Origin of the sequence: Amycolatopsis silviterrae (assembly GCF_042684085.1) — a bacterium.
GTDB lineage: Bacteria > Actinomycetota > Actinomycetes > Mycobacteriales > Pseudonocardiaceae > Amycolatopsis > Amycolatopsis silviterrae.
On sequence record NZ_JBHUKS010000005.1, the window covers coordinates 97,915 to 122,122 of the forward strand.

The 24,208-nt window shown below is 70.6% G+C and carries 19 protein-coding genes; 5 read left to right on the forward strand and 14 right to left on the reverse strand.

The annotated features are described in order from the left end of the window. Positions 1–26 precede the first annotated feature (26 nt). On the forward strand, positions 27–2,300 hold the full coding sequence (locus ACFSVL_RS08645; protein WP_378302201.1) for an FdhF/YdeP family oxidoreductase: 2,274 nt from the start codon (positions 27–29) through the stop codon (positions 2,298–2,300). Between the two features lie 88 nt (positions 2,301–2,388). On the opposite strand, the gene ACFSVL_RS08650 is transcribed toward ACFSVL_RS08645, so the two are convergent. Together ACFSVL_RS08650 and ACFSVL_RS08655 are read right to left on the reverse strand one after the other, a co-directional pair. Continuing rightward, a complete protein-coding gene (locus tag ACFSVL_RS08650; protein WP_378302202.1) occupies positions 2,389–3,432 on the reverse strand; it encodes an FUSC family protein in 1,044 nt (347 codons plus the stop codon). Positions 3,433–3,543: 111 nt separating this feature from the next. After that, positions 3,544–4,449 (reverse strand): phosphotransferase family protein, encoded by a 906-nt coding sequence (locus tag ACFSVL_RS08655; RefSeq protein WP_378302204.1) that lies wholly within the window; start codon positions 4,447–4,449, stop codon positions 3,544–3,546. 139 nt (positions 4,450–4,588) lie between these two features. Between ACFSVL_RS08655 and ACFSVL_RS08660 the strand changes: the two genes are divergently transcribed. Next, positions 4,589–5,158 (forward strand): YbhB/YbcL family Raf kinase inhibitor-like protein, encoded by a 570-nt coding sequence (locus ACFSVL_RS08660; RefSeq protein ID WP_378302206.1) that lies wholly within the window; start codon positions 4,589–4,591, stop codon positions 5,156–5,158. A gap of 16 nt (positions 5,159–5,174) precedes the next feature. On the opposite strand, the gene ACFSVL_RS08665 is transcribed toward ACFSVL_RS08660, so the two are convergent. The 8 genes from ACFSVL_RS08665 to ACFSVL_RS08700 form a co-directional block, all read right to left on the reverse strand. Continuing rightward, positions 5,175–6,257, reverse strand: coding sequence for a zinc-binding dehydrogenase (locus ACFSVL_RS08665; protein ID WP_378302437.1), 1,083 nt, complete (start codon positions 6,255–6,257; stop codon positions 5,175–5,177). After that, positions 6,257–6,541: a putative quinol monooxygenase gene (locus tag ACFSVL_RS08670; RefSeq protein ID WP_378302208.1), complete on the reverse strand. Its 285-nt coding sequence runs from the start codon at positions 6,539–6,541 to the stop codon at positions 6,257–6,259. The genes ACFSVL_RS08665 and ACFSVL_RS08670 overlap by 1 nt, the downstream gene beginning before the upstream one ends. Further along, positions 6,538–7,131, reverse strand: a complete 594-nt coding sequence (locus ACFSVL_RS08675) for a glycerol-3-phosphate responsive antiterminator (protein ID WP_182895052.1) — start codon at positions 7,129–7,131, stop codon at positions 6,538–6,540. Before ACFSVL_RS08675 ends, ACFSVL_RS08670 begins: the two co-directional genes overlap by 4 nt. Positions 7,132–7,229: 98 nt before the next feature. After that, positions 7,230–8,792, reverse strand: a complete 1,563-nt coding sequence (locus ACFSVL_RS08680; RefSeq protein WP_378302210.1) for an FAD-binding oxidoreductase — start codon at positions 8,790–8,792, stop codon at positions 7,230–7,232. Continuing rightward, positions 8,789–10,474 (reverse strand): glycerol-3-phosphate dehydrogenase/oxidase, encoded by a 1,686-nt coding sequence (locus ACFSVL_RS08685; RefSeq protein ID WP_378302212.1) that lies wholly within the window; start codon positions 10,472–10,474, stop codon positions 8,789–8,791. Before ACFSVL_RS08685 ends, ACFSVL_RS08680 begins: the two co-directional genes overlap by 4 nt. A gap of 47 nt (positions 10,475–10,521) precedes the next feature. Then, positions 10,522–12,000 carry an FGGY family carbohydrate kinase gene (locus tag ACFSVL_RS08690; RefSeq protein ID WP_378302214.1) on the reverse strand — a complete coding sequence of 493 codons (1,479 nt, stop codon included), beginning with the start codon at positions 11,998–12,000 and terminating at the stop codon, positions 10,522–10,524. Further along, positions 11,997–13,418, reverse strand: coding sequence for an MFS transporter (locus tag ACFSVL_RS08695; protein ID WP_378302216.1), 1,422 nt, complete (start codon positions 13,416–13,418; stop codon positions 11,997–11,999). The genes ACFSVL_RS08690 and ACFSVL_RS08695 overlap by 4 nt, the downstream gene beginning before the upstream one ends. A gap of 133 nt (positions 13,419–13,551) precedes the next feature. Next, the gene (locus ACFSVL_RS08700; RefSeq protein ID WP_378302218.1) at positions 13,552–14,712 is read right to left on the reverse strand and encodes a DUF418 domain-containing protein; all 1,161 of its coding nucleotides are present in this window, start codon (positions 14,710–14,712) and stop codon (positions 13,552–13,554) included. Positions 14,713–14,824: 112 nt separating this feature from the next. On the opposite strand from ACFSVL_RS08700, the gene ACFSVL_RS08705 reads away from it, so the two are divergent. Next, the gene (locus tag ACFSVL_RS08705; protein ID WP_378302220.1) at positions 14,825–15,565 is read left to right on the forward strand and encodes a TetR/AcrR family transcriptional regulator; all 741 of its coding nucleotides are present in this window, start codon (positions 14,825–14,827) and stop codon (positions 15,563–15,565) included. A 45-nt stretch (positions 15,566–15,610) separates the two neighbouring features. On the opposite strand, the gene ACFSVL_RS08710 is transcribed toward ACFSVL_RS08705, so the two are convergent. Genes ACFSVL_RS08710 through ACFSVL_RS08725 form a run of 4 tightly spaced genes read right to left on the reverse strand, consistent with a single transcriptional unit; the run spans position 15,611 to position 19,510 of the window. After that, positions 15,611–16,342, reverse strand: coding sequence for an amino acid ABC transporter ATP-binding protein (locus ACFSVL_RS08710; RefSeq protein ID WP_378302222.1), 732 nt, complete (start codon positions 16,340–16,342; stop codon positions 15,611–15,613). After that, positions 16,342–17,832, reverse strand: coding sequence for an ABC transporter substrate-binding protein/permease (locus ACFSVL_RS08715; RefSeq protein WP_378302224.1), 1,491 nt, complete (start codon positions 17,830–17,832; stop codon positions 16,342–16,344). Before ACFSVL_RS08715 ends, ACFSVL_RS08710 begins: the two co-directional genes overlap by 1 nt. 2 nt (positions 17,833–17,834) lie before the next feature. Beyond that, positions 17,835–18,770: a formimidoylglutamase gene (hutG, locus tag ACFSVL_RS08720; protein ID WP_378302226.1), complete on the reverse strand. Its 936-nt coding sequence runs from the start codon at positions 18,768–18,770 to the stop codon at positions 17,835–17,837. After that, a complete protein-coding gene (locus ACFSVL_RS08725) occupies positions 18,767–19,510 on the reverse strand; it encodes an IclR family transcriptional regulator (protein ID WP_378302228.1) in 744 nt (247 codons plus the stop codon). The genes hutG and ACFSVL_RS08725 overlap by 4 nt, the downstream gene beginning before the upstream one ends. A gap of 733 nt (positions 19,511–20,243) precedes the next feature. On the opposite strand from ACFSVL_RS08725, the gene ACFSVL_RS08730 reads away from it, so the two are divergent. Further along, positions 20,244–21,653, forward strand: coding sequence for a 3' terminal RNA ribose 2'-O-methyltransferase Hen1 (locus ACFSVL_RS08730; protein WP_378302230.1), 1,410 nt, complete (start codon positions 20,244–20,246; stop codon positions 21,651–21,653). Beyond that, the gene (locus tag ACFSVL_RS08735; protein WP_378302231.1) at positions 21,650–24,205 is read left to right on the forward strand and encodes a polynucleotide kinase-phosphatase; all 2,556 of its coding nucleotides are present in this window, start codon (positions 21,650–21,652) and stop codon (positions 24,203–24,205) included. Before ACFSVL_RS08730 ends, ACFSVL_RS08735 begins: the two co-directional genes overlap by 4 nt. The last annotated feature ends 3 nt before the right edge of the window (positions 24,206–24,208 follow it).

Consider the following 24,208-nt stretch of genomic DNA (forward strand, 5'->3'; position numbering starts at 1 on the left):
CACAGTTTTCGGCCGAGAGGGTTACGGTGGACGACCAGCAGCGCGACGACCAGCCGGAGTTCAAGCCTTACCACCATCCGGCCGCGGGCTGGGGCGCGGCGAAAAGCGTGACGCAGTTCCTCGTCCGGGAACGGGAGCTGCTCGCCGGCCCGCGCGCCATCGTGAAGATGAACCACGAGAACGGCGGGTTCGACTGCCCGGGCTGCGCGTGGCCGGACGACACCAAGGGCCTGCATCTCGACATTTGCGAAAACGGCATCAAGCACGTCACGTGGGAGATGACCCGCAAACGCGTCGGCGCGGAATTCTTCGCCGAGCACACCGTGTCCGAACTGGACGGCTGGAGCGACACCGCGCTGGAGGCGCAGGGCAGGCTCACCGAACCGCTGCGCTACGACGAGAAGACCGACCGGTACGTGCCGATCTCGTGGGACAAGGCGTTCGAGGTGGTCGGCGCCGCGCTGCGGGGCCTCGACTCCCCCGATCAGGCGGCGTTCTACACGTCCGGGCGGCTCGGCAACGAGGCGACGTTCCTGTACCAGCTCTGGGCCCGCGAATTCGGCACGAACAACCTGCCGGACTGCTCGAACATGTGCCACGAGGCCAGCGGCCGCGCGCTGCAGGCCGCCATCGGCACCGGCAAGGGCACCGCCGACATCCACGACTGGGAGCAGGCCGACGCGCTGTTCGTGATGGGCGTCAACGCGGCGTCGAACGCGCCCCGGATGCTCACCGCGCTCGCCGAGGCGCACCGGCGCGGCGCGCAGATCGTGCACGTCAACCCGCTGGTCGAGGCCGGGGCCACGCGCACGATCATCCCGCACGACTTCGCCCGGATGGCCACCTTCCGCGCCACCCCGACGTCCACGCTCAACCTGCAGCCGCGCATCGGCGGCGACCTCGCGCTGATCCGCGGCATGGCGAAGGCGCTGTTCGAAATGGCCGAAACCGATCCGCACGCGATCAACACGGAATTCCTCCAGGCTTATACCTCCGGACTCGAGAAGTACCGCGCCGTCTGCGAAACCACGTCCTGGGCCGAGCTGGAACGGCAGTCCGGACTGGCCGAAGCCGAAATCCGGGCGGCGGCGAAGATCTACCGCGCGGCCGAGCGGTCGATCATCAGCTGGTGCCTCGGCGTGACCCAGCACGAGCACGGCGTCGACACCGTCCGCGAAATCGTGAACCTGTTGCTGCTGCGCGGAAACATCGGCCGCCCCGGGACCGGCCCGTCGCCGGTGCGCGGGCACAGCAACGTGCAGGGCAACCGCACCTGCGGCATCGACCACCGCCCCACCTCGGAGTTCCTCGACAAGCTCGCCGAAGTCTGCGGCATCGACCCGCCGCGCCACCACGGGCTCGACACCGTCGGCACCATCGAAGCGATGCACCGCGGCGACGTGCGCGTGTTCGTCGGCATGGGCGGCAACTTCGCCCTCGCCGCGCCGGACACGCCCTACACCGCGGCCGGGCTGCGCAAGTGCGAGCTGACCGTGCAGGTGAGCACGAAACTCAACCGCAGCCACCTCGAACACGGTAAGCAGGCGCTGATCCTGCCCTGCCTGGGCCGGACCGAAAAGGACTTCCAGACGGCCGGGATCCAGTCGACGTCGGTCGAGGACGCGATGAGCATGGTCCATCTGTCCACGGGGATGAAGAAGCCCGCATCGCCACACCTGCGCTCCGAACCCGCGATCATCGCCGGAATGGCCAGCGCGACGCTGCCCGGCAGCGCGACGCCGTGGGCGGACTACGTCGGCGACTACGACCGGATCCGCGACACAATGGCGCGGGTGCTGGACGGTTTCGAGGACTTCAACACCCGCGTCCGCGCACCGCTGGGCTTCCGCATCCACCAGCCCGCGCGCGAACGCGTCTTCCACACGCCGTCGCAGCGGGCGGAATTCTCCACCGCGGACCTGCCGGACGTCGTCCCCGCCACCGGCACGCTCGCGCTGGGCACGATGCGCTCGCACGACCAGTGGAACACCACGATCTACTCGGACGACGACCGGTACCGGGGGATCAAAAACCTCCGCACGCTGGTGTTCCTCAACGCCGAGGACATGCGCGACCGCGGTCTGGGCGAGTTCGACGAGGTCGACATCACCGCCACTGCGAAGGACGGGACGACGCGGTCGCTGCAGCGGTATCGCGCTGTGCCGTACGACATCCCGCGGGGGTGCGCGGCCGGGTACATGCCGGAGATGAACGTGCTGTGCGCGATCGGCGACTACAGCACCCAGAGCGACCAGCCGATCATGAAGCATTTGAAGGTCACTGTCGAACGCTCTGCATGACACCGATCGATACCTCGCCGCCTGCACTGCCCTGGTTCGCGGTCTGTGAGGGGAACCCTGCGGGAATCTGATTCCCTCAGGGTTCCCCTCACGGACGTGAAGCTTGCGGACGAGCGGTCCGGCAAGGGGCGCGCACCAGCACCGCCGCCCCGATGCCGGCCGCGACGCCGACCAGCGTGTCAGCCACCCGGGCCGTGAGCAGGGTGGCCGGTTCGGCGGGAGCGGCCAGTTCCGTCATCACCAGGATCAGCGGGGTGAAGAACCCCAGCGCGACGCCGTAATGCCGGGACATGAACAGCTCCGTCGGGAACAGCAGCACGATCACCGCCAGCGCCAGCGGCTCCGCCCCGAATCCCGGCAGCAGCAGCAACGCCGTGACCGCCAGCCCGGCCAGCGTGCCGAGGACCCGGTGCGCGCTGCGATCCAGCACGCTGCGCAGCCCCGGATGCAGCCGGCTGCGCGGATCGGCCGCCGCGAGCGGCACGGCGGCCGACGCCATCGCCCAGTTCGCGTGGTCTACGCCGAGCAGCAAGCCGACCACGCCCGCGGCCGCGATCGCCGCCGCGTAGCGGGCCGCGTGCACGAGGGCGCAGGCGAGACCGCAGTCCGGCGCGCACGTCGTGGTCGCCGGGGCGGCGGAGCGGTCCGGTCCGGTCAGTCCAATGAGGACACATCCGGCGATCGTGCCCGCGCACAACGCGATTCCCGCCCACGGTTCTACTCGGCCAGCTGGCACCAAGGCGATCGCGCCGAGGGCGAAAATGCCGAAGAACGGGCCGCGCGGGCTCAAGTCCAGGCGATTCGTCACCAGCGCGCAGCCGAACGAGAACACGGCTTCGGTGACCACCAGCAGCCACGGCGGCGCGTGACACGCCGACAGCAGCACGCCCAGCGCGACCCCGCTCAGCAGCACCGCACCCGCCTGGAGCTGGTGCCGTAAGCGGAGCGCGCGCGTCTCGGCCCGGCCGTACATCCCGGCGAACGAGCCGAACGCGGCGAAAATGATCAGGTCCGGGCGGCCCGCGGCGAGCAGCGCCAGCCCGGGGACCAGCAGCCCGGCCGCCACCCGGCCGGCGTGCCACCAGTCGCCGTCGAACGAGCGCGCGGGCGCGGCCGAGGTCGCCACCGGCACCGGTCCTCCGAGTGATCGTCGCGTTTTCCGAGTCCTCCGACGATACCCGCGCGAACGGCGGCGACGGCGATCCTTGTGGCGCTCCACAATGGATTCTGCGCCGGCGGCCAATCAGCCGAGCTGCCCGAGCGTGCGGGCGATGTTCTGGTCCACGATGTCCAGCATCCCGGCCCGGTGCGGGAAATCGCCGTCGAGCAGCCGCAGCGGTCCGGCCACCAGGGAAAGATACTGGGCGAGGCGGTAGAACCGCATCCGGTCGAGGTCCAGCTCGGAATTGCGGAAGTAGCGGTAATCGGCGCCGAAACGCAGTTCCAGGAAGACGTGCTCCCATTCGACGTCGAAGAACATCGCGCCCTCGATGTCGATCAGCACCGGTTCGTCGTGCTCGTCGACGAGGACGTGGTCGGGGCCCAGTTCGCCGTGGATCAACCGGTCCTCCCCGCGGGGCGCCACGGCGGCGTGCCGCTCGCCGAGCAGCTCCGCGAGACGGCGCTCGACGGCCGCGATCGGCTCCACCCGGGCGGCGGCCTCGGCGAGGTGGTCCAGCGCGCGGCGCAGCACGAGGTGTTCCAGCGGGCCGGTTCGCGCGCTCCGCGTACAAGAGTGCAGGGTCTGGACGGCCTCGCCGAGCCGGGCCAGCACGTGCCGGGCGCGGGGCGGGTCCTGGTCCATCAGGGTTTCCAGCGAGCCGCCGCGCACGTCTTCCACCAGCGCGACGGCATCGTCGAGGAGAATCACCTCGGGCACCCGGACCCCGGCCTCGGACAACGCGGCGTGCGCGGCCGCGAACAACCCGACGCCGCCGCTGTGCCCGAACGGGTCGCCGTCCTCCGTCGCCGCTTCCGGCCAGTAGTTTTCGCCGGCGTTCCACACGTAGGCGACGCTGGTCGTGCGGTCGTCCAGGGTCAGCCGGTAGACGCCTTTTTTCGAGCCGCCGCGCAGGCGTTCCGCCGAAACCAGCTCACGCGCGCCGAATGCGGCGCGCACGACGCCGGCCAGCTCCCGGGTAACGGTCATATCCCGCACCCTACGGACCATGTCACTCTTGACGGGAAACGTGGTACTCCCTGCCGCTGGCCCGACGGTCCCCGGCGGTTCCGGCGCACACTCACCCCTCGAAAGGACAAGAGACCACCAGCCGCCTCGGGAGCCTCCAGTGAGACGCACCAGAATCGCTCTCTTCGCCCTGCTCGTCCTCTGCGCCGCGAGTCTCAGCCCCGCCGCCGCGTCGGCGAGCACGGGCCGGAACGCGTTCGCCCTGTCCAGCACCGCGTTCGCCGACGGCGGCTTGATCCCCAAGGCCCACGACTGCGCCAGCAGCGGCGACGGCGACCCCAGGAAGAAGAACGAGTCCCCGCCGCTGGACTGGTCCGGCGGACCGGACGCGGCCAAGAGCTACGCGATCGTCATGCACGACCTCGACAACGGCATCATCCACTGGGTCATCTACGACATCCCGGTCGCCGCCGCCGGGCTGCCTCGCAACGTCGACCACGCCTACCAGCCGTCGGTCCCGGCCGGATCCCGGCAGGCCTACTACCGCGGCAGCGCGAACTTCTTCGGCTACCAGGGCCCGTGCACGACGAACCACACCTACGAATGGGCCGTCCACGCGCTGAACCGGGCGACGCTGAGCGAACTCAACTCCAACTCCTCGACCAGGGTGGCCAAGAGCGCCATCAACGCGGCCACCATCGCGACCGCCTCGCTGCGCGGCGACTCGTGACCGGGCCGGGCGCGGTTCAGAAGGAGATCACCTGACGGACCGCGCCCCCGTCCCGCAGCCGCGCGAAGCCGGTGTTGATCTCCTCCAGCGCGATCGAGTGCGTCAGCAACGCCTCCACCGGCAGCAGCCCGGCCTGGTACAGCGCGATGAACCGGGGCACGTCCCGCCGCGGCACGCACGAGCCGAGGTAGCTGCCCCGCAGGGTTTTCTCCTCGGCCACCAGGCTTTGCGCGGGCAGGGTCAGCCCGGCCGACGGGTCCGGCAGGCCCACCGTGACCGTCGTCCCGCCCGGCCGGGTCGCCTCGTACGCCTGGCTCAGCGCGGCGACCACGCCGGTGGTGTCGACGGCGTAGTCCACGCCGCCGCCGGTCCGCTCGCGGATCTCCGCGACGTCGCCGGTCAGCACCGTGGCGCCCAGCGAACGCGCCAGCTCCCGCTTGCTCTCGACGGGATCGATCGCGAGCAGGGTGCTGGCACCGGCGGCCTTCGCGGCGAGCAGCGCGGACAAGCCGACGCCGCCGAGACCGAACACGGCCACGCTGTCGCCAGGACGCACGTCGGCCGCGTTGAACACCGCGCCGGCGCCGGTCAGCACCGCGCAGCCGAACAACGCCGCGATCTCGAACGGCAACGCTTTGTCGATCCGCACCGCCGACCGGTCGGACACGACCACGTGCGAGGCGAACGCCGAAACCCCGAGGTGGTGCAAGGGATTCCCGGCTGGCGACGACCACCGGACGTCCCCGCCGAGCAACGTGCCCTCGCGGTTGGCCGCCGCGGCCGGACCGCACAGCGCGGGACGGCCCGCCGTGCACGGAGCGCAGTCGCCGCACGACGGCACGAACGTGAGGACGACGTGCTCGCCGGGCCGGAAGTCGCTGCCCGGACCCGCTTCGACCACCTCGCCGGCCGCCTCGTGCCCGAGCACCATCGGCACCGGGCGCGGACGCGATCCGTCGATCACCGACAGGTCCGAATGGCACAGCCCGGCCGCGCGCACCCGAACCAGCAGCTCGCCGGGCCCGGGCGGGGCCAGCGTCAGCGTCTCGATCTCCAGCGGTTTCCCGACCTCGCGCAGGACCGCGCCGCGGACCTCCATCACGCGCTCACCGGGACGCAGCGGGTGACCTGCCGCTCGGACAGCAGCGGCACAACCTCGCCGAGCACGATCCGGGTGAAGTGCTCCGACGCGCAGTGCGCCGCGAAGTCTTCCTCGCCCTGGTACTCCTCGACGATGACCACGACCCCGTCCTCGATTCCCGTGTGGACGGTGTAGCGCAGGCACCCCGGCTCGCGCCGCGACGCCTCCGCCATCGGGCCGAGCAGTTCGACGACCCGGTCCCGCTCCGCGGTCACATACCGGGCCACCACTACGAAACTCATTCTTCTCCTGTACGCAGCCGGGACCGGGTCAGCGACCACAGCCCCGGATCGGAGGACGCGGCAGCCGCCGCGCCCATCGCCAACGAATGCGCCACCCCGTCGCGGTCGGTGACGAAACCGGCCGCGACGAACGGCGACATGACCTCTCGCGCGGCCGCCGACATCCACGGGATGATCGGCGCGGGCATCAGCTCCACCAGGTCCGGCCCGCTGCGCTTGACCGCCTCCAGGCTCCGGTTCAGGTTGGACCGGTCGGTGACGAACACCTTGTGCATGGTCAGCATCGACAGCGCCCGCGCCCGTTCGATCGGGGCGACCCGGGTGCTGACCACCCCGGCCGCCCCGATCTCCTGCAGGAAGTCGACGCCCGCCCGGTCGGTGGCGAGGCCGGGGCACGAATCGATGTTGACGAACACGAGCTTGTCCCGCCCGGCCAGCGCCGCCACGATCTTCGGCAGCTGCCCCACCGGGACCGACGCCAGGATCCCGACCCGGGACGCCGCGGCCACGAAATCCGGCACCTTCGCGACACCGACGACCGACGCGCACACCGGGACGTCCTCGAACGCCGCCGTGATCTTCTCGTTCATGCCGTCCACCGTTTCATGCCGTTCCGCGACTGTCCGTGAGGGGAACCCTGGGGGAATCAGAGTCCCTCAGGGTTCCCTTCACGGACCTCAAGACCGACTCAGCTCGCCGAGTCCAGCGGGTTCGGGCCCAGCTCGGTGGGAAGGCCGAGCTTCCCGGGGTTCAGCAGGCCAGCCGGGTCCAAAGCGCGCTTGACCTCGACGAACGTGCCGAATCCGGTGCCGAGGGCGTCCGCCAGGTACGGCCCGCGCAGCAGCCCCGACCCGTGGTGGTGGCTCAGCGCCGCGCCGTGCCGCACCAGCACCGCGTTCGCCGCGTCCCACGCCGACCGGTACCAGTGCCGCCGCTTCTCCGGCTCGACGTCGCCGCGCAGCGAGAAGTACAGGCACGCGCCGTCGGTGTAGGCGTGCGACTGGTGCGCGGACGCGGCCAGCGTGCCCGGCACCGCCTCGATCGCGGCCACCACCTCGTCGTAGATCGCCGGGAGCGCGGACCACGAACCGGCCATCTCCAGGGTGTCGGCGACGAAACCGGGGCCCGGGGTGAAGCCGTCGGCGGACTTGCCGACCAGCATCCGCTCGTCCAGCCAGCGCTCGAACACCGGCTGACCGTCCATTTCGGACCCGTTCGCCGCGCATTCCTCGGCGCTGACCTTGATCATCGCGTCGACCAGCACCGGGTCGCCCTCGTCGGCGATCAGCAGCAGGTTGGTGTCCGGCTGCCCGAAGTGCGTGCCGCTCTCGTGCTTGTCGTACAGCCGCATCGCGGCCGGGGTGGCGCCGCGCTGCATGATCCGGCGGCAGGCGTCGAGACCGGCGGCGAACGTCTCGAAGCCGTACGCGATGGCCTTCGAGTACGTCGGCAGCGGGTGCGTGCGCAGCCGCACCGCGGTGATCACGCCGAGCGTGCCCTCCGAGCCGACGAACAGCTGCCGCAGGTCCGGGCCGGTCGCGGCGCGCGGGTAGTCGCCGAAGCGGGCCAGCGTGCCGTCGGCGAGCACGACGTCGAGGCCGACGACCATGTCCTCGATTTTCCCGTAGCGAGTGGACAGCTGGCCCGCGCCGCGGCAGGCCACCCAGCCGCCGACGGTGGAGATCGCGAACGCGGACGGCCAGTGGCCGGTGGTCGCGCCGTGCGTTTCCTGCAGCTCCTTCTCGAAGAGGTCGCCGAACATGCCCGCCTGCACTTCGACGATCTGCGATTCGGCGTCGAAGGAGACGATCTGGTTGAGCCCGCACACATCCAGCACGACACCGCCGTACACCGGCAGCGCGGCACCGGTGACGTTGCTGCGGCCCGCCGACACGGTCAGCGGCACCCGGTGCTCGCCGCACAGCCGGACCGCGGCCTGGATCTGCTCGACGGTGCTCACCTCGGCGATCACCGCGTCCGGGGTCGCCGGGGCGCCCGCGGTCTCGCCGATCATCGAGCCCGCCCACCAGTCGCGGGTGCGCAGCACGACCTCGTCGCGTTCGGTGTGCACCGCGTCGGCGATCCCGCGCAGCGCCTCGGTCACCTCGGCGGGCACGGCCACGGCGGCCGTCTGCAGCGACGCGTCGCCCGCGCCCACCTCGGTGCGGGCGCCCCAGCGCGGCGGCGTCGGCGCGCCGACCACGTAGTTGCCCCGGTTGAACGGGTGCGTGACGGTCTGGCGGCTGATCATGCGTTGGCTCCCAACAGGTTGTCTCCGAACAGGATCGACTTCTCCCGGGCGACGTCCGCCCGGTACTGCTCCACTTGCGCGGCCACGGTTTCCGGGCTCAGGCCGAGTTCGGCGCCGAGCAGCTCGCCGACGAGCGGCGCGGCCTCGACCGACGCGTCCCGCGCGAACAGCCGCAGCCGGGTCCGCCGCGACAGCACGTCGTCCACCGAACGCGCCATCTCCGAGCGGGCCGCGAACACGACCTCGGCCTTGAGGAACGGCTGCCCGTCGATGAGCGGCTCCCCCAGCTCCGGGTTCTCGTCGACCAGCGCGCTCACGAACCGCGCCTCGGTGCCGTAGCGGCCGCCGAGGTGCGCGGCGACGCCGCCGGTCGCGGCGGTCGCCTCCGCGTCGTATCCGGCGCCGCCGATCAGCGGCAGGTTCTTGGTGCGGCACTTGGCTTTCCGGCCCAGCAGGCCGAGCGCCTTGTCCACGACCAGCTCGCCCATGTGCCTGCTCGTGGTGAGCTTGCCGCCGGTCACCGTGACCATGCCCGCGGACACCGTGATGTGGTGGTCGCGGCGCATGTCCAGCGTCGCGCCCTCCTTGCCGCCGACGAGCGGGCGCAGGCCCGCGTAGCTGCCCAGCACGTCGCTGGCGTCCAGCTTGGTGTCGAAGGCGATCTGGGCCCCTTCAAGGAGGAAATCCATCTCCTCGCGGGTGCAGTGCACGTCGTCGGTCGAGCCGGTGTAGTCGGTGTCGGTGGTGCCGACCACGACCACGTCGCCCCAGCGAGTGCAGGTGGCGCGGCGCGCACGGCCCGGGATCGGCACGGTGACCGTGCAGTCGTTGCGGATCTTCGCCCACGGCAGCACGATGTGCACGCCCTTCGCCGGCCGGACCTGCGGCTGGTGCCCGCTATCGGCCATGCCTTCGACCCGGTCGGCCCACACGCCGGTCGCGTTCACCACGACGCGGGCGCGGATGTCGATCTGCTCGCCGTCGGCCTGGACCGTGGCACCGGTGACCCGTCCGCCCGCGGTGCGCAAGCCGGTCACCTCGGCCCCGTTCACCACCACCGCGCCGAGCCGGGCCGCGCTGCGCACGATCGCCAGCGTGAGCCGGGCGTCGTCCGCGCGGCTGTCGTAGTACATCAGCCCGCCCTTGAGGTTCTCCGCGCGCAGCGTCGGGGCGTGCGCGAGCACCTCGTCCACGGTCAGGCGCTGGTGCAGCTTGCCGATCCGCCAGCCGCCCGCGAGGTCGTAAGTCCACAAGAGACTCTCGAACGCCTTGGCGATGCGGGCGTCGAACACCCCGTCCTTGGCCAGGATCGGGAACAGGAAAGGCAGCCGCTGCACCAGATGCGGGGCGTTGCGGCGGAACCGCTGCCGCTCCAGCAGCGAATGCCGGACCAGGTCGAGGTTGCCCTGCTCGATGTAGCGCAGCCCGCCGTGCACCATCTTGGACGACTTGGACGAGGTTCCGGACGCGAAGTCGTCGCGCTCGACCAGCGCCACTTTCAGGCCGCGCGAGGCGGCGTCGAGCGCGGTGTAGGCGCCGGTGACCCCGCCGCCGATCACCAGCACGTCGAACGAGCCGGTCTCCAGCCCGGTCAGCGCGGTGCGGCGGTCCAGCCGCAGCGGCGCGGACAGCGTCGCCTTCGCGGCGGCGGCGTTCGGCCGTCGGGACGGCAGTGTGAACATGAGCTTGTCTCTCCACTCAAAAATTGGTGAACGTCCACTGAGGACGGTCAGGACAGCGAGGCCGCGAGCACGTCCTGCCAGCGGTCCCGCAGTTCGCGCCGTTCGTCCTCGGGCAGCCGAGGCTCGAAGACCTCGCCTTTGCCCTGGTGCGCAACGGCTTCGGCCAGCGACGGCCACACGCCCAGCCGGACGCCCGCGAGATACGCGGCGCCCCGCAGGCTGGCGGTCGCCGAATCGGCCACTCGTTCGATCTCGACACCGGCGAAATCCGCTTGGCTCTGCAGGAGCACGTCGCTGGCGGCCAGCCCGCCACCAGACCGCAGGCGGGTCACCGGCCGGTTCATCGTCGTGCGCAGCGCGTCGACGGTGTCGCTCACCGCGTGCGCGATCCCGTCGAGCACCGCGCGGGCCACCACGTCGCGGGTGGTGGCCAGGCTCAGCCCGGTCAGCACCCCGCGCGCGCCCGGCCGCTGCACTGGCGTGCGCAGCCCGGCCAGCGTCGGCACGAACCAGGTCGACGTGCTTCTCGGCTGGGCCGCGGCCAGTTCGCTGATCTCGGCGGCGGACCGGAACAGCCCGAGATCCTCGGTGAGCCACCGCAGGGCGGACCCGGTGGTCGAGGTGTAGGCCTCCAGGCTGAACCGGCTGTGTCCCGCGCTGCGCCAGCCGACCAGGCAGAGCACGCCGTCCACCTTGCCGAGCCCGTCCGGCGGTTCGTCCCCGGCCAGCGCGCCGACGAACGTGCCGGTGCCGTGCACGCAGGTGCCCTGGCCCGGGGTCAGCGCGCCGAGCGCGATCAGCGAGGCGTGCTGGTCGCCCATCACCGCGGCGATCGGCACCTCGATGCCGAGCAGTTCCGGGTCGGTGTACCCGAAATCGCCGTCGTCGTCGACCGGCGGCGGGGCCAGCTCGGCCGGGAAACCCAGTGCTGCCAGCCATTCCCGGTCCCACGCGTGCTCGCGCAGCCGGTAGCCGCCGAACGCGACGGCGTTGGTCGCCGACATGACGTACCGGCTGCGGCCGCTGAGATGCCACACGAGCCAGGTGTCCACCGAACCGAACCGCACGCGATCGGCGGGCACGTCGAGCTGGTCGAGCTGCCGCGCGGCCCACAGGAACGGAGCACGGGTGCCGACCGGACGGCCGGTTCCCGCCCACAGCACCGGATCCCACTCCGGGGCGAGCTTCGCCAGCTCGTCCGCGTACCGGGTGTCCTGCCAGACCACGGCCGGGGCCAGCGGCTGCCCGGTCTCGCGGTCCCACAGGATCGCGGTGGCCCGCTGCGTGCACACCGACATCCCGACGATCTCGACGCCGTTCTCCCCCGCCCACGCGATCGCCTGGCGGGCGACGCCGACGGTGCGCTCCAGCAGCTGCGCCGCGTCCTGCTCCACTCGCGACGGTTCCGGATGGACGACGTCGACGGCGGTGTAGAACGACGGCCCACACACGCCGTCCTCGCCGACGACGGCCGCCCGGGTGCCGGTCGAACCCTCGTCGACGGCCAGGATCCCGCGCCGCGTCATGCCGTCCTCCCCGGCAGCGAGATCTCCTCGTCGTCCGGGTCGACGCCGCTGCGGGTCGGGTCCCAGCGCACGATCAGGCAGGACACCAGGCCGAGCGCCGGCACCACGGCGAGCAGCGCGATCGTCGGGCCGAGGCCCATCGCCTCCTTGATCTGCGGGAACACGTACAGCCCGACGACGCTGCCGAAGCTGCCGAGCATGCCGGTCACGCCGGTGCCGAGGGTGCGCACGTCGCTGCGGTAGGACAGCGCCGCGATCGACTTGCCGTTCGCGCCAGGGCCCGCCGAATGGAAGAAGATGAACAGGAACGGCAGCAGGAACCCGATCGCGATCGGCAGCTTCCCGAAGCCGAGCCCCATCACCAGCAGGATGGCGAACGCGAAGGCGTAGCCGATCGCCGAGCTGACCCGCAGCCCGATCTTCCGGCCGAAGTACGCCGACAGCGCGCCGCCGACGATCCCGGCGACGTTGAAGATCATCGACCCGAGCGTGGCCGTTTCGAATTTGTCGCCGAAGATCGCGAGGCTGATCACCGGGAGATACCAGCCGACCGCGAAGTACTGCATCGCCTGGGTCAGCGAGATCGCCGTGGACAGGAACGTGCGCGGCAGGTAGGGCTTGCGGAACAGCACGCCCGCCTGCCGGAACCCGATCTTGCGCTCCTCGGCCGCTTCGCCGCCGCTGGGCGTTCCCGGCGTCACCTGGAAACCGTAGATCCGGCGGAGGCTGCGCGCCGCCTCGGACAGCCGTCCCTTGGCCGCGAGCCACGACGGGCTTTCGGCGAGGAACGCGACCTGCAGCACCAGCAGCGCGAGCGCGAAGACCCCGGCCGAGCCGACCGACCAGCGCCAGATCTCCACCGAGACGCCGGCCTGGTAGAACGCCAGCGTCAGCGCCAGGTTCACCGTGGTGGCCACGTACCAGACCGACTGCCACAGGTTCAGCCGCCCGCGCAGCTTCGCCGGGGTGTACTCGGCGAGCAGCGCCATCGCCACCGCGAAGTCGATGCCGTAGGCGACGCCGACCAGCCCGCGCCCGGCCCAGACCGCCTCGAAGCTGCCGCCGGTGGCGGTGAGGACCGCGCCGAGCCCGGCGATCGCCTTGGCCGCGATCAGCGGTTTGACCCGGCCGATCCGCGCGGCCAGCCAGCCGCCGACCGGGTTGAACACGATGGCGACCGCGGGCGCGGTCGCGGTGAGCAGGCCGACCTGGCCCGCGCCGAGCCCCAGCTCCTTGGTCATCGGCGCGAGGCCGGCGCCGAGCGCGGCGTTGGAGTAGGCGTCCAGGAACAGTCCGCCCAGGACCAGGTACCACAGCAGGTTCGCCTTGCGCGGCAACTTCGACAACGTGTTGATCAGCGCGCTGACCTGCGAAACGTTCGCGATCGATCGCGACGCCCGGACCGTGGGTGAACTCATGGACCGCCAACTTTCTGCGCTGGCTGTCAGCGATCCCGGCAATGAAAAAAACAGACACGACGAAGACCGCTGACAGTGGCTCTTCGTCTGTGCCTGTCTGTGAACGCAACATTAAGTCGGTGTGCCGCGCGAGTCAAGGCACCCCGCGGTTGCCTGCGCTTCGCCAGGCCGGGCGGCGGGCGTTGGTGATCCACCGGAGCACCCACTCGGCCGGGCCGTACTGGAACACGCGCAGCCACAACGCACTCGCCGCCATCTGGAAGACGAAGAACAGCACTGCCAGTCCGGCGAGGGCCAGCGGCGACAGCGAACCGGCGGCACCGAGGCCGATGCCGGTGAAAACCAGGATCCCGAACAGCGACTGCGCGAGATAGTTGGTAAGCGCCATCCGCCCGGCGGGAGCGAGCGCGGCACGGACGCCAGCGGTGCGCGGATTGTGCAGCACCCGGAGCAAAGTAGCGACGTAAGCCGCCGTCAGCAGCGGCGCGGTGGCGACGCTGGCCGTGACCGCGAGGGTGTTCCCGTTGCCGCCGCCCAGTGCGTAGAGCACCCCGCCGGCCAGACCGATCGGGAAGCCGATCAGCTGCGTCTTGCGCAGGACCGGATCGTCGCCGGTGATCCGGGAGAACAACCGGCGACGGCTGGCGACCACGCCGAGCAGGAACATCGCGAGCGCGGTCGGGCCCTGCAGCGAGGCGGATTGGATCAGCAGCAGCGGCAGGCCGCGCAGGTGTGCCGCGATGACGCTGCTCCACCCGCCGAGCAGGTCGCCGGTCGTCCGCTCGGCGCTGGCCAGTGCCTCGGAGCCGGAAGGCAGGAATGCCGAGCTGTCCAGGAAAAGGCTGCCGACCAGGGCGCTGAGCAACACGACGCCGTACACCGCCGCCGCGACGCGAAGCGCGGTCCGGTCCCGGATGCCGCGCATCCAGAACAGCACCAGGCAGACCACGGCGTAGGTGGCCAGGATGTCGCCGGCGGAGAGGAACACGAAGTGCAGCGCGCCCAGCACGAACAGCCCCGCGATCCGGCGCAGCATCCGCGGGGCGAAAGCCGCGCCCGCGCGTCGCGCCGCGTCCGCCTGCAGCATGAAGCTGTAGCCGAACAGGAACGAGAAAAGCAGGTAGAACTTCATGTCGACCAGTACCGACGACAGCGTCCGCACGACGTCGTCGGCGGTCGAGGAGAAGGCCGGGTCGGCCACTAGATTGCCGGGATAGCCGGAAGCCATGAAGGTGATGTTGACGACGAAGATCCCGATCAAGGCGAACCCCCGCAGGGCGTCGACGTCATGCACCCGTGTTCTCGCCGCGGCGAGCTATCCGGTCACGCGGGTCCCCCTTGGTCGGCAAAACTATTAATATACGAAGGATACTATCCCATGGACACTAATTGGCGGAAGGCGTGGCATGGCTGATCCGGAAATACCCGCCGACCTGCGGAGACTGTGGCGGTTGCGCGCGTCGTCGAAGCTGGGCCGGACCCCCGAACTCGACGTCGACCAGGTGGTCCGCGCCGCCGTCTCGCTGGCCGGCCGGGACGGGCTGGAGGGGGTGACCCTGCAGAAGGTCGCGCAGGAACTCGGGTTCACCAAGATGTCGCTCTACCGGCACATCGGCTCGAAGGACGACCTGTTCGAGCTGATGGCCGACCACGCGACCGGACCCGCGCCCAGCCTCGACGCGGACCTCGGCTGGCGGGGAAAGGTGCGGCAGTGGGCCGCCGCGACCCGCGAGCGGTACGCCGAGCACCCGTGGCTGATCGACATCCCGATGTCCGGGCCGCCGCGCGGGCCCAACGCCGTCGGCTGGATGGACGCCCTCCTGGAGGCCTTGCACGACACCGGGCTCGACCTCGGCACGCAGGCCGGCGTGCTGACCGTGATCAGCGGGTATCTCCGGAACTCGATCACGCTGACCCGGCAGTTCGAGGAGCGCACCGGGCTCAGCCAGGCTCAGGTGGAGGAGAATTACGGCCGGGCGCTGGGGACGCTGGTCACGCCGGACCGCTTTCCGAACGCCGCACGGCTGTTCGCAGTCAGCGTCTTCGAACCAGAGGCGTCTGGCGGCACCGCGGCGGAGCGCGAGTTCAGCTTCGGCCTCGAGCTGATCATGGACGGCGTCGCTGCCGCCATCGAACGGGGGTCGTGAGTGGCGATGCCGGTTAGAACCGGCGTCGCCACTCACGACGACCTCCTACAGCACCTTCTGCAAGAACGCCTGCGCGCGAGGATTCGCGTTCCCCTCGGAGAAAAACTCGCCCGGCGGCAGATCCGCCGCGATCTTCCCGCCGTCGACAAACACCACCCGGTCGGCGACCTTCCGCGCGAACCCCATCTCGTGCGTGACCACGAGCATCGTCATCCCGTCCTTGGCCAGCTCGGACATGATGTCGAGGACGTCCTGGACGACCTCCGGGTCCAGCGCCGAGGTCGGCTCGTCGAAGAGCATCAGCTTCGGGTCCATCGCGGCCGCCCGGACGATCGCGACGCGCTGCTTCTGCCCGCCGGACAACCGGTTCGGGTAAGCGCCGGCGCGTTCGAGCATGCCGACGCGCTCCAGCAGGGCGCGCGCCTTCGCCTCGGCCTCCTCTTTGGACCGCTTGAGCACGTTCATCTGCGGCAGCACCACATTGCGCAGCACGGTCATGTTCGGGAACAGGTTGAAGTGCTGGAACACCATGCCCATCCGGGACCGCAGCCGGTCCAGGTCGACGCCGCGGCCGGTCAGTTCCTCGCCGTCGAACGAGACGCTGCCGGACGTCGGGGTCTCCAGGAGGTTGAGGCAGCGCAGGAAGGTGGACTTCCCGCCGCCGCTGGGCCCGATCACCGCGACCACCTGGCCGGGCTCGATCGCGAAGTCGATCCCGTCGAGCACCTGCACGTCGCCGTAGGACTTGGTCAGGCCGTGGACTTCCAACAGTGCCATCAGATGTACACCGCCATCTTCTTCTCCAGGGTGCGCGTGGTGACGCTGATCAGGTTGGTGAGCAAGTAATAGAGCAGGCCGATGAACAGGTACACGGTCAGCGCGTCGAAGGTGCGGGAGATGATGGTCTGCCCCACCAGGAACAGCTCGTGAATGGTCACGAAGGACACCAGCGCGGAGTTCTTCGTCAGCGACACGAATTCGTTGCCCAGCGGCGGAAGCATCCGCAGGAACGCCTGCGGGATGATCACGTGCCGCATCGCCGACACCTGCGACATCCCGCACGACCGCGCCGCTTCCAGCTGGCCGCGGTCGATGGACTGCACCGCGCCGCGGAAGATCTCGGTCACGTACGAGCCGCTGTAGAGGCCGAGCGAGATGATGCCCGCGGTCATCGGCGGAAGCTGCAGGCCGAGCTGCGGCAGTCCGAAGTAGATGAAGAACAGCTGCACCACGAACGGCGTCCCGCGGATCACCGACACGTAGACGTTGCCGATCCACCTGATCGGCGCGATCTTGCTGAGCTTCGCGAACCCGCCGAGGGTGCCCAGCAGCAGGCTCAATGCCAGTGCCAGCAGGATCACCTGGAGGCTGACCAGCAGGCCCTGCCACAGCTGTCCCGAGGAATCGACGATGGTGGAGAAGTTGAACAGCGAATGCCCGCCGGACTTGGCCGCGGTGCTTTCCGCGCCGAACCACTTTTCGGTGGCCTGCTTGTAGGAACCGTCGTCGTGCATCTGCTTGAGCGAGGTGTTGAACGCGGTCCGCAGCTCGGCGTCGGCCTTCTGGAAGGCGTAGCCGTAGTTCTCCTCGGTCAGCCGGTCGCCGACCTGCTTGAGGCCGCCCTGCTGCGCGATGAAGTACTTCCCGGCCGGCGCCCCGGTCACGACCGCGTCCGCCTGGCCCAGCTTGACCGACGAGAACATCTGCTCGTTGGTCTGCGCGGTGATCAGCTGCGCGGCGGGCTGGTGCTGGGTGAGCCAGTCGACGGACTTCGTGCCCACCTGCACCGCGACCCGCTTGCCGGCCAGGTCCTTGAGCGAGGTGACGGAGTTGTCCTTGTCGGAGACGAAAACCGCGAGGCCGCCCGGGTAGTAGATGTCGGAGAAGTCGACGGCTTTCTGCCGCGCGGGGCTGATGTAGATCGCCGACGCGCCGACGTCGATCTGGTTCGCCTGCAGCGCCGGGACGATGTTGCCGAACGGCATCTGGACGAAGTCGACCTTCTTGATGCCCGCGCGCTCGGCGAGCGCCCGGACGAGGTCGATGTCGAAGCCGAGCTGGCCGCCCTTGGCGTCGGTGAACTCGAAGGGCGGGAACGTGGCGTCGGTGCCGACCCGGAGCGCGGTCTGCCCGGACCGCAGCGCGGCGAGCTTCCCGCCCTGCGGTTCGGCCGCGTTCGCCGTGCTCATCGCGCTGGTCGGCAGGAACGCGAGCAGGCAGGCCAGCAGCACGGCGCCGAGCCGCGGCCAGATTCGCTGAGGGGGCATGTTCAGTGTCCTTCCGGGACCGGACGGCCGGTCGCGAGCGTGTGCGCGAGGCGGGCCGCGATCCGGGCTGTGCGGTTGTCGACGTCGAAGACGGGGTTCAGTTCGGTGATGTCGGCCATGGCGAGCTTCGGGTCTCTCGCGGCCAGCCGGCACACCTCGAGGACGACCCCGGCGGGTACGCCGAGTGTCGAAGGGGCGCTGACCCCTGGCGCCTGCGCGGCGGGGAGCACGTCGAGATCGATCGACAGGTACAGCGCGTCGACGTCCGCGATAAAGCCCCGGACGAAGTCGAGAACTCGTTCGAGATGGCGTTCCTGGCAGTCGAGGTCCAGGAGGTGGCGGACGTTCAGCTCGCTCGCCGTCTCGAACAGCGCGGCGGTGTTGCCAGGCTCGCTGATGCCGACCACCGCGTAGGAGAATTCCGCGCCGCGCTCGGCTTCCCAGGCGGCGATCTGCCGGAACGGGGTGCCCGAGGACGCGCGGTCCGCCGTCCGCAGGTCGAAATGCGCGTCGAGGTTGAGCACGCCGAGGCGCCGGCCGTCCAGCAGCCCGCTCCGGGCGAGCCCGAGGTAGGAGCCGTACGCCGTCTCGTGCCCGCCGCCGAGCACGATCGGGAGGTTCCCGTCGCTGAGCTGCTTCGCGACCAGCTCGCCGAGGTTTTCCTGCCCCGCTTCCAGCTCGTCGCCTTCCACGACGACGTCCCCCGCGTCTCCAATGACGAACTCGGGCCGGATCGCGAACGACGCCAGCGCCCGCCGGATCGCGTCCGGCCCGGCCTGCGCCCCCGGGCGTCCGCCGTTGCGCCGGACCCCGGCGTCGCTGGCGAACCCGATCAGGGAAACGCCCGGGCCGCCGGAGAATTCGTTGACTGCGTGGTGCCATCGGCGATGTTCCGGACCGCTGCCGTCGTCGCGTCCGGTCCACTTGGCTGTGCTCACACGTGCTCCTGCAATCTGCTGATGTCCTGCGCGGCGGCGTGGGTGAGCGTGACGAGGGAATCGCGGCGCGGGCGCACGCGGAAATCCGGGGCCATCGTGCTCACCGTGCCGACGAGGGCGCGGTGCCGGTCCAGCACCGGGACGCTCACGCCCCACACCCCCGGATCGACCTGTCCGACGCTCTCGGCGAACCCCTGGTCCCGCACGCGGCGCAGGTCGCTCTCCAGCTTCCCGGCCTGCTCCCCGCTCAGCCCGTGCGCCTCGGCGGCGGCCGCGACCCGCTCCTCCGGCAGGTACGCCAGCAACGCCTGCGCACTCGCCCCGAAGACCAGCGGCTTGCTCAGCCCCGGCGAGAAACTGCACCGGATCACGCGGGTCCCCTCGGCCGCCTCGACGCACAGGACGTCGTTGTCCCTGGCGATGAGGAAGGCGGCGAGTTCGTCGGTGTCCGCCGCGAGCTGCCGCAGCCGCCGCTTGACGCCGCCCTGGCCGAGCGCCTCGCGGCGGTAGTTCTCGGCCATTTGCACCGTGAGCGAGCCCGCGCAGTACCGGCCGCGGGTGCGCGCCTGGTGCACGAGCCCGATCTCGACGAACGTCGTGAGGTACCGGTAGACGGCGCTCGACGGAATGCCCGTGCCGACGGAGATCTCCTCCGCCGTGGCGCTCTCCCGCTCGGCGAACACCGCCAGGATCCGCGCCGCCCTCGTCCCGGCTCTCCGGTTCGCATCCGCGCTTGTCATGGCGGGCACGCTACGTCGCGGCTCCGCGGGTGCCCAGCGCGTTTTCCCAGTTAATGGGAAGTTTATTCCCGGTGATTGGCTGTGTGCGGAGCGGAGCGATCAGCTGCCACCGGACTGCCCCACGCTGCGCCGGACCCGCGGGGTTCGTCCACAAAGGACGCGGCCGCCGCCGAAATGCCCGATTGATGTCCGCTTGACCGGCTCTGCGGGTCCGTGAAGGGCACCTTGAGGGAATCAGGGTCCCTCAAGGTGGCCCTCACGGACGACAAGCCCACCCTCCCCGGACAAGAGCCGTGCCGACCCCCATTGACCCGGGCAAGCAGGTCAACCGCACCCGTAACGCCGCCTTCGGCTGTCCGTGAGGGGTCCCTTCACGGACTCCGGTTCCAATGCCGGGGACTTAAGCCGGGTGCTGAATTGCCCGGTTGATGCCCGCGTGACTGCATCCGAAGGTCCGTGAGGGGAACCCTGCGGGAATCAGAGTCCGTGAGGGTTCCCCTCACGGACAACCCAACCCCGCACCCCGCCGGACCCGCCGAGAGCCATGTCGGCCCTGGCTGGTGCCTTCGACCTGGGCAGACGAGCCTCAGCCGCACCCGTGACGTCGACTCAAGTCCCAGGCATTGGAATCAGATTCCCTCAAGGACCCCTTCACGGACCGTCCCGCCGCGCACCGAGCCAGGCCCGGAAACTCGCGCGACACCAGGCGAACCTCTCCGGAATACTCCCCCCCGTGTTCCTGACCGTCACCACGACTCATCACCCCGCCTCCGACCTGGGCTTCCTGCTGCACAAGCACCCAGGCCGGGTGCAGTCGTTCGACCTCTCCGCCGGCCAAGCGCACGTCTTCTACCCGGAAGCGACCGACGACCGGTGCACGGCCGCGCTCCTGCTGGAAGTCGACCCGGTCGCCCTGGTGCGCGGCAAGACGGGCGCCGGGGACGGGTTCACGCTGGGCCAATACGTGAACGACCGGCCCTACGCCGCGTCCAGCCTGCTCTCGGTGGCGTTGAAAGAGGTCTTCCGCACCGCGCTCACCGGACGGTGCAAGTCCCATCCGGAGCTGGCGACCAGCCCGATCCCGCTGGACATCCGCGTGCCCGCCTGCCCGGGCGGCGCCGACCTGGTCCGCCGGTTGTTCGAGCCGCTCGGCTGGGCCGTCGAGGCGACCCCGCTCCCGCTGGATCCGCACTTCCCGCAGTGGGGCGATTCGCGGTACGTCGACCTGCGGCTCACCGGCGAGATCCGGCTTGCCGACGCCCTCAACCACCTCTACCTGCTGCTTCCGGTCCTGGACAACGCGAAGCACTACTGGGTCGGCGAAGCCGAGATCGACAAGCTGATCCGCGCGGGCGGCGACTGGCTGGCCGCGCATCCGGACAAGGAGCTGATCACCCGCCGTTACCTCGCGCACCGCCGCGGGCTGACGGCCGCCGCGCTGACCCGGCTGGCCGAAGTGGACGATTCGGCTCCTGAGGAGATCGACAACGCGCTCGCCGCGCCCGTCGTCCTCGACGAGCCGGACCGTCCGGTGCCGCTCGCCCAGCAGCGGCGCGGCACGATCATGGCCGTGCTCCGCTCGCTCGGCGCGCACACGGTCGGCGACTTCGGCTGCGGCGAGGGCGCGCTCGTGCGCGATCTGCTGGCCGAGCGGTCGGTCGAGCGGATCGTGGCCACCGACGTGTCGGTGCACGCTCTGCAGGTCGCGGCGCGGAAGCTGCGGCTGGAGCGGATGTCCGAAAAGGAGCGGGCCAGGCTGGAGCTGTTCCAGTCCTCGCTCACCTATCGCGACGACCGGCTCGCGGGCCTCGACGCGGCGGTGCTGATGGAGGTCGTCGAGCACGTCGACCCGCCGCGGCTGGAGGCGTTGGAGCGCACCGTGTTCCAGTTCGCCGCACCGCGCGCGGTCGTCGTGACCACGCCCAACCGCGAGTACAACGTGCGGTTCGAGTCGCTGCCCGAGGGCAAGCTGCGGCACCGGGATCACCGTTTCGAGTGGACTCGCGCCGAGTTCCGCGCGTGGGCGGACCGGGTCGCGAGCAGTTACAGCTACGCCGTCCGGACGCTGCCGGTCGGCGCGGACGATCCCGAAGTTGGCCCGGCCACGCAGCTGGCCCTGTTCACGAAAGGCGGCGAAGCATGAGCGAGCTGGATATCCCCAACCTGTGCCTCGTCGTGCTGGTCGGCGCGAGCGGGTCGGGCAAATCGACGTTCGGCCGCACGCATTTCAAGGCGACCGAGGTGATCTCGTCGGACTTCTGCCGCGGGCTGGTGTCCGACGACGAGAACGACCAGTCGGCGACCAAGGACGCGTTCGACGTCCTGCACTACATCGTGGGCAAGCGCCTCGCCGCCGGGCGGCTGACCGTCGTCGACGCGACCAACGTACAGCCCGACGCACGCAAATCGCTGGCAGCGCTGGCCAGGGAGCACGACGTGCTGCCGGTGGCGATCGTGCTGGACCTGCCGGAATCCCTCTGCGCCGCCCGCAACGAAGGCCGCGCGGACCGGACTTTCGGCCCGCAGGTGATCCGGCGGCAGCGAGACCAGTTGCGGCGCGGCTTGCGGAGCCTGCCGAAGGAAGGCTTCCGGACGGTGCATGTGCTGCGCACTCCGGAAGAAGCCGCCGAAGCGACGATCAAGCGCGTCCCGCTGTACAACGACTTGCGACACGAAACCGGGCCGTTCGACATCGTCGGCGACATCCACGGCTGCCGCGCCGAACTCGAAACGCTGCTCGTCCAGCTCGGCTACGTCCTCGAACGCGACGACCAGGGCCGTGCGGTCGGGGCGCGGCATCCGGAGCGGCGGGCGGTGTTCGTCGGCGACCTCGTCGACCGCGGTCCGGACACGCCGGGCGTGCTGCGGCTCGTCATGGGCATGGTGCGCGCGGGAAATGCCTTCTGTGTCACCGGAAACCACGAGCACAAGCTCCTGCGCGCGCTGCGCGGCCGGAACGTGCAGGTCACCCACGGCCTCGCCGAGTCGCTGGAGCAGCTCGCCGCCGAACCGGACGGATTCCGCGCCGCGGCACAGGAGTTCATGGACGGCCTGATCAGCCACTACGTCCTGGACGGCGGACGGCTGGTCGTCGCGCACGCGGGGATCACCGAACGCTTCCAGGGCCGGGCTTCCGGGCGTGTGCGGAGCTTCTGCATGTACGGGCAGAGCACCGGCGAGACCGACGAATTCGGCCTTCCGGTGCGGTATCCGTGGGCCAGCGAGTACCGGGGCCGCGCCATGGTCGTCTACGGCCACACCCCGGTGCCCTCGCCGGAGTGGGTGAACAACACCCTGTGCCTGGACACCGGATGCGTGTTCGGCGGAACGCTCACCGCGTTGCGGTACCCGGAAAAGGAGATCGTCTCCGTCCCGGCGGCCGAGGTCTACTACGAGCCGGCCAAGCCGTTCCCCGCCAACCCGGACGCGGCGGAGCCGGTCGCGCGCCGCGACCCGGGCGTCCTCGACGTCACCGACGTCCAGGGCCGCCGGGTGATCGAAACCGTTTACCAGAAGCGGATCGGCGTCCGCGAGGAGAACGCGGCCGCGGCGCTGGAGGTGATGTCGCGGTTCGCGATCGATCCGCGCTGGCTGGTCTACCTGCCGCCGACGATGTCGCCGGTGGCCACCGCGACCGCGGACGGGCTGCTGGAACACCCGGACCAGGCGTTCGAGTATTTCCGCGCGGAGGGCGTGGATTCCGTGGTGTGCGAGGAAAAGCACATGGGCTCGCGCGCGGTCGCGCTCGTGTGCCGCTCGCTCGACGCGGCCCGTGCCCGCTTCGGCGCGCCCGGCGACACGCTCGGTGCCGTGTGGACGCGGACCGGACGGCCCTTCTTCGGCGAAACGCAGACCTCCGAGGTGGTCGACCGCATCCGTGCGGCGGCGGAGAAAGCCGGACTGTTCGACGAACTCGGCTCGGACTGGTTGCTGCTCGACGGCGAACTGCTGCCGTGGAGCGTGAAGGCCGAGCAGTTGCTGCGCGAGCAGTACGCGGCGGTCGGCACTGCGGCCCGGTCGGCGCTTCCGGCTGCGGCGACGGCGCTGGCCGCAGCGCACGAGTCCGGCCTCGACGTGTCCGCTTTGCTGGAGCGCACGCGTTCCCGGGCGGACAACGCGGACGCGTTCGCGGAGGCGTACCGGCGCTATTGCTGGCCGACCGACGGACTCGACGGCGTCCGCTTCGCGCCCTTCCAGGTGCTGGCCTCGGCGGGCCGCGCCCACCACCAGCAACCACACGACTGGCATCTCGCGCTGGCCGACCGGCTGGTGGAGAGCAGCGACGGCTTCCTCGCCCCGACCGGACGGCTGCCGGTCCACACCACCGACCCCGCCTCGGTCGCGGCGGCCGTCGAGTGGTGGACCGCCCTCACCGGGCGCGGCGGCGAGGGCATGGTGGTGAAACCGGCCGCCAACCTGGTCCGGGGATCGCGCGGGCTCGTGCAGCCGGGCCTGAAAGTCCGGGGCCGCGAGTACCTGCGGATCATCTACGGCCCCGACTACACCGAGGAGCACCACCTGTCCCGGCTGCGGCAACGAGGCCTCGGCCACAAGCGCTCGCTCGCGCTGCGCGAGTACAGCCTCGGCCTCGAAGCGCTGGACCGGCTCGCCCGCGACGAGCCGATGTGGCGCGTCCACGAGTGCGTTTTCGCCGTGCTCGCACTGGAATCCGAGCCGGTCGACCCTCGCTTGTAGACA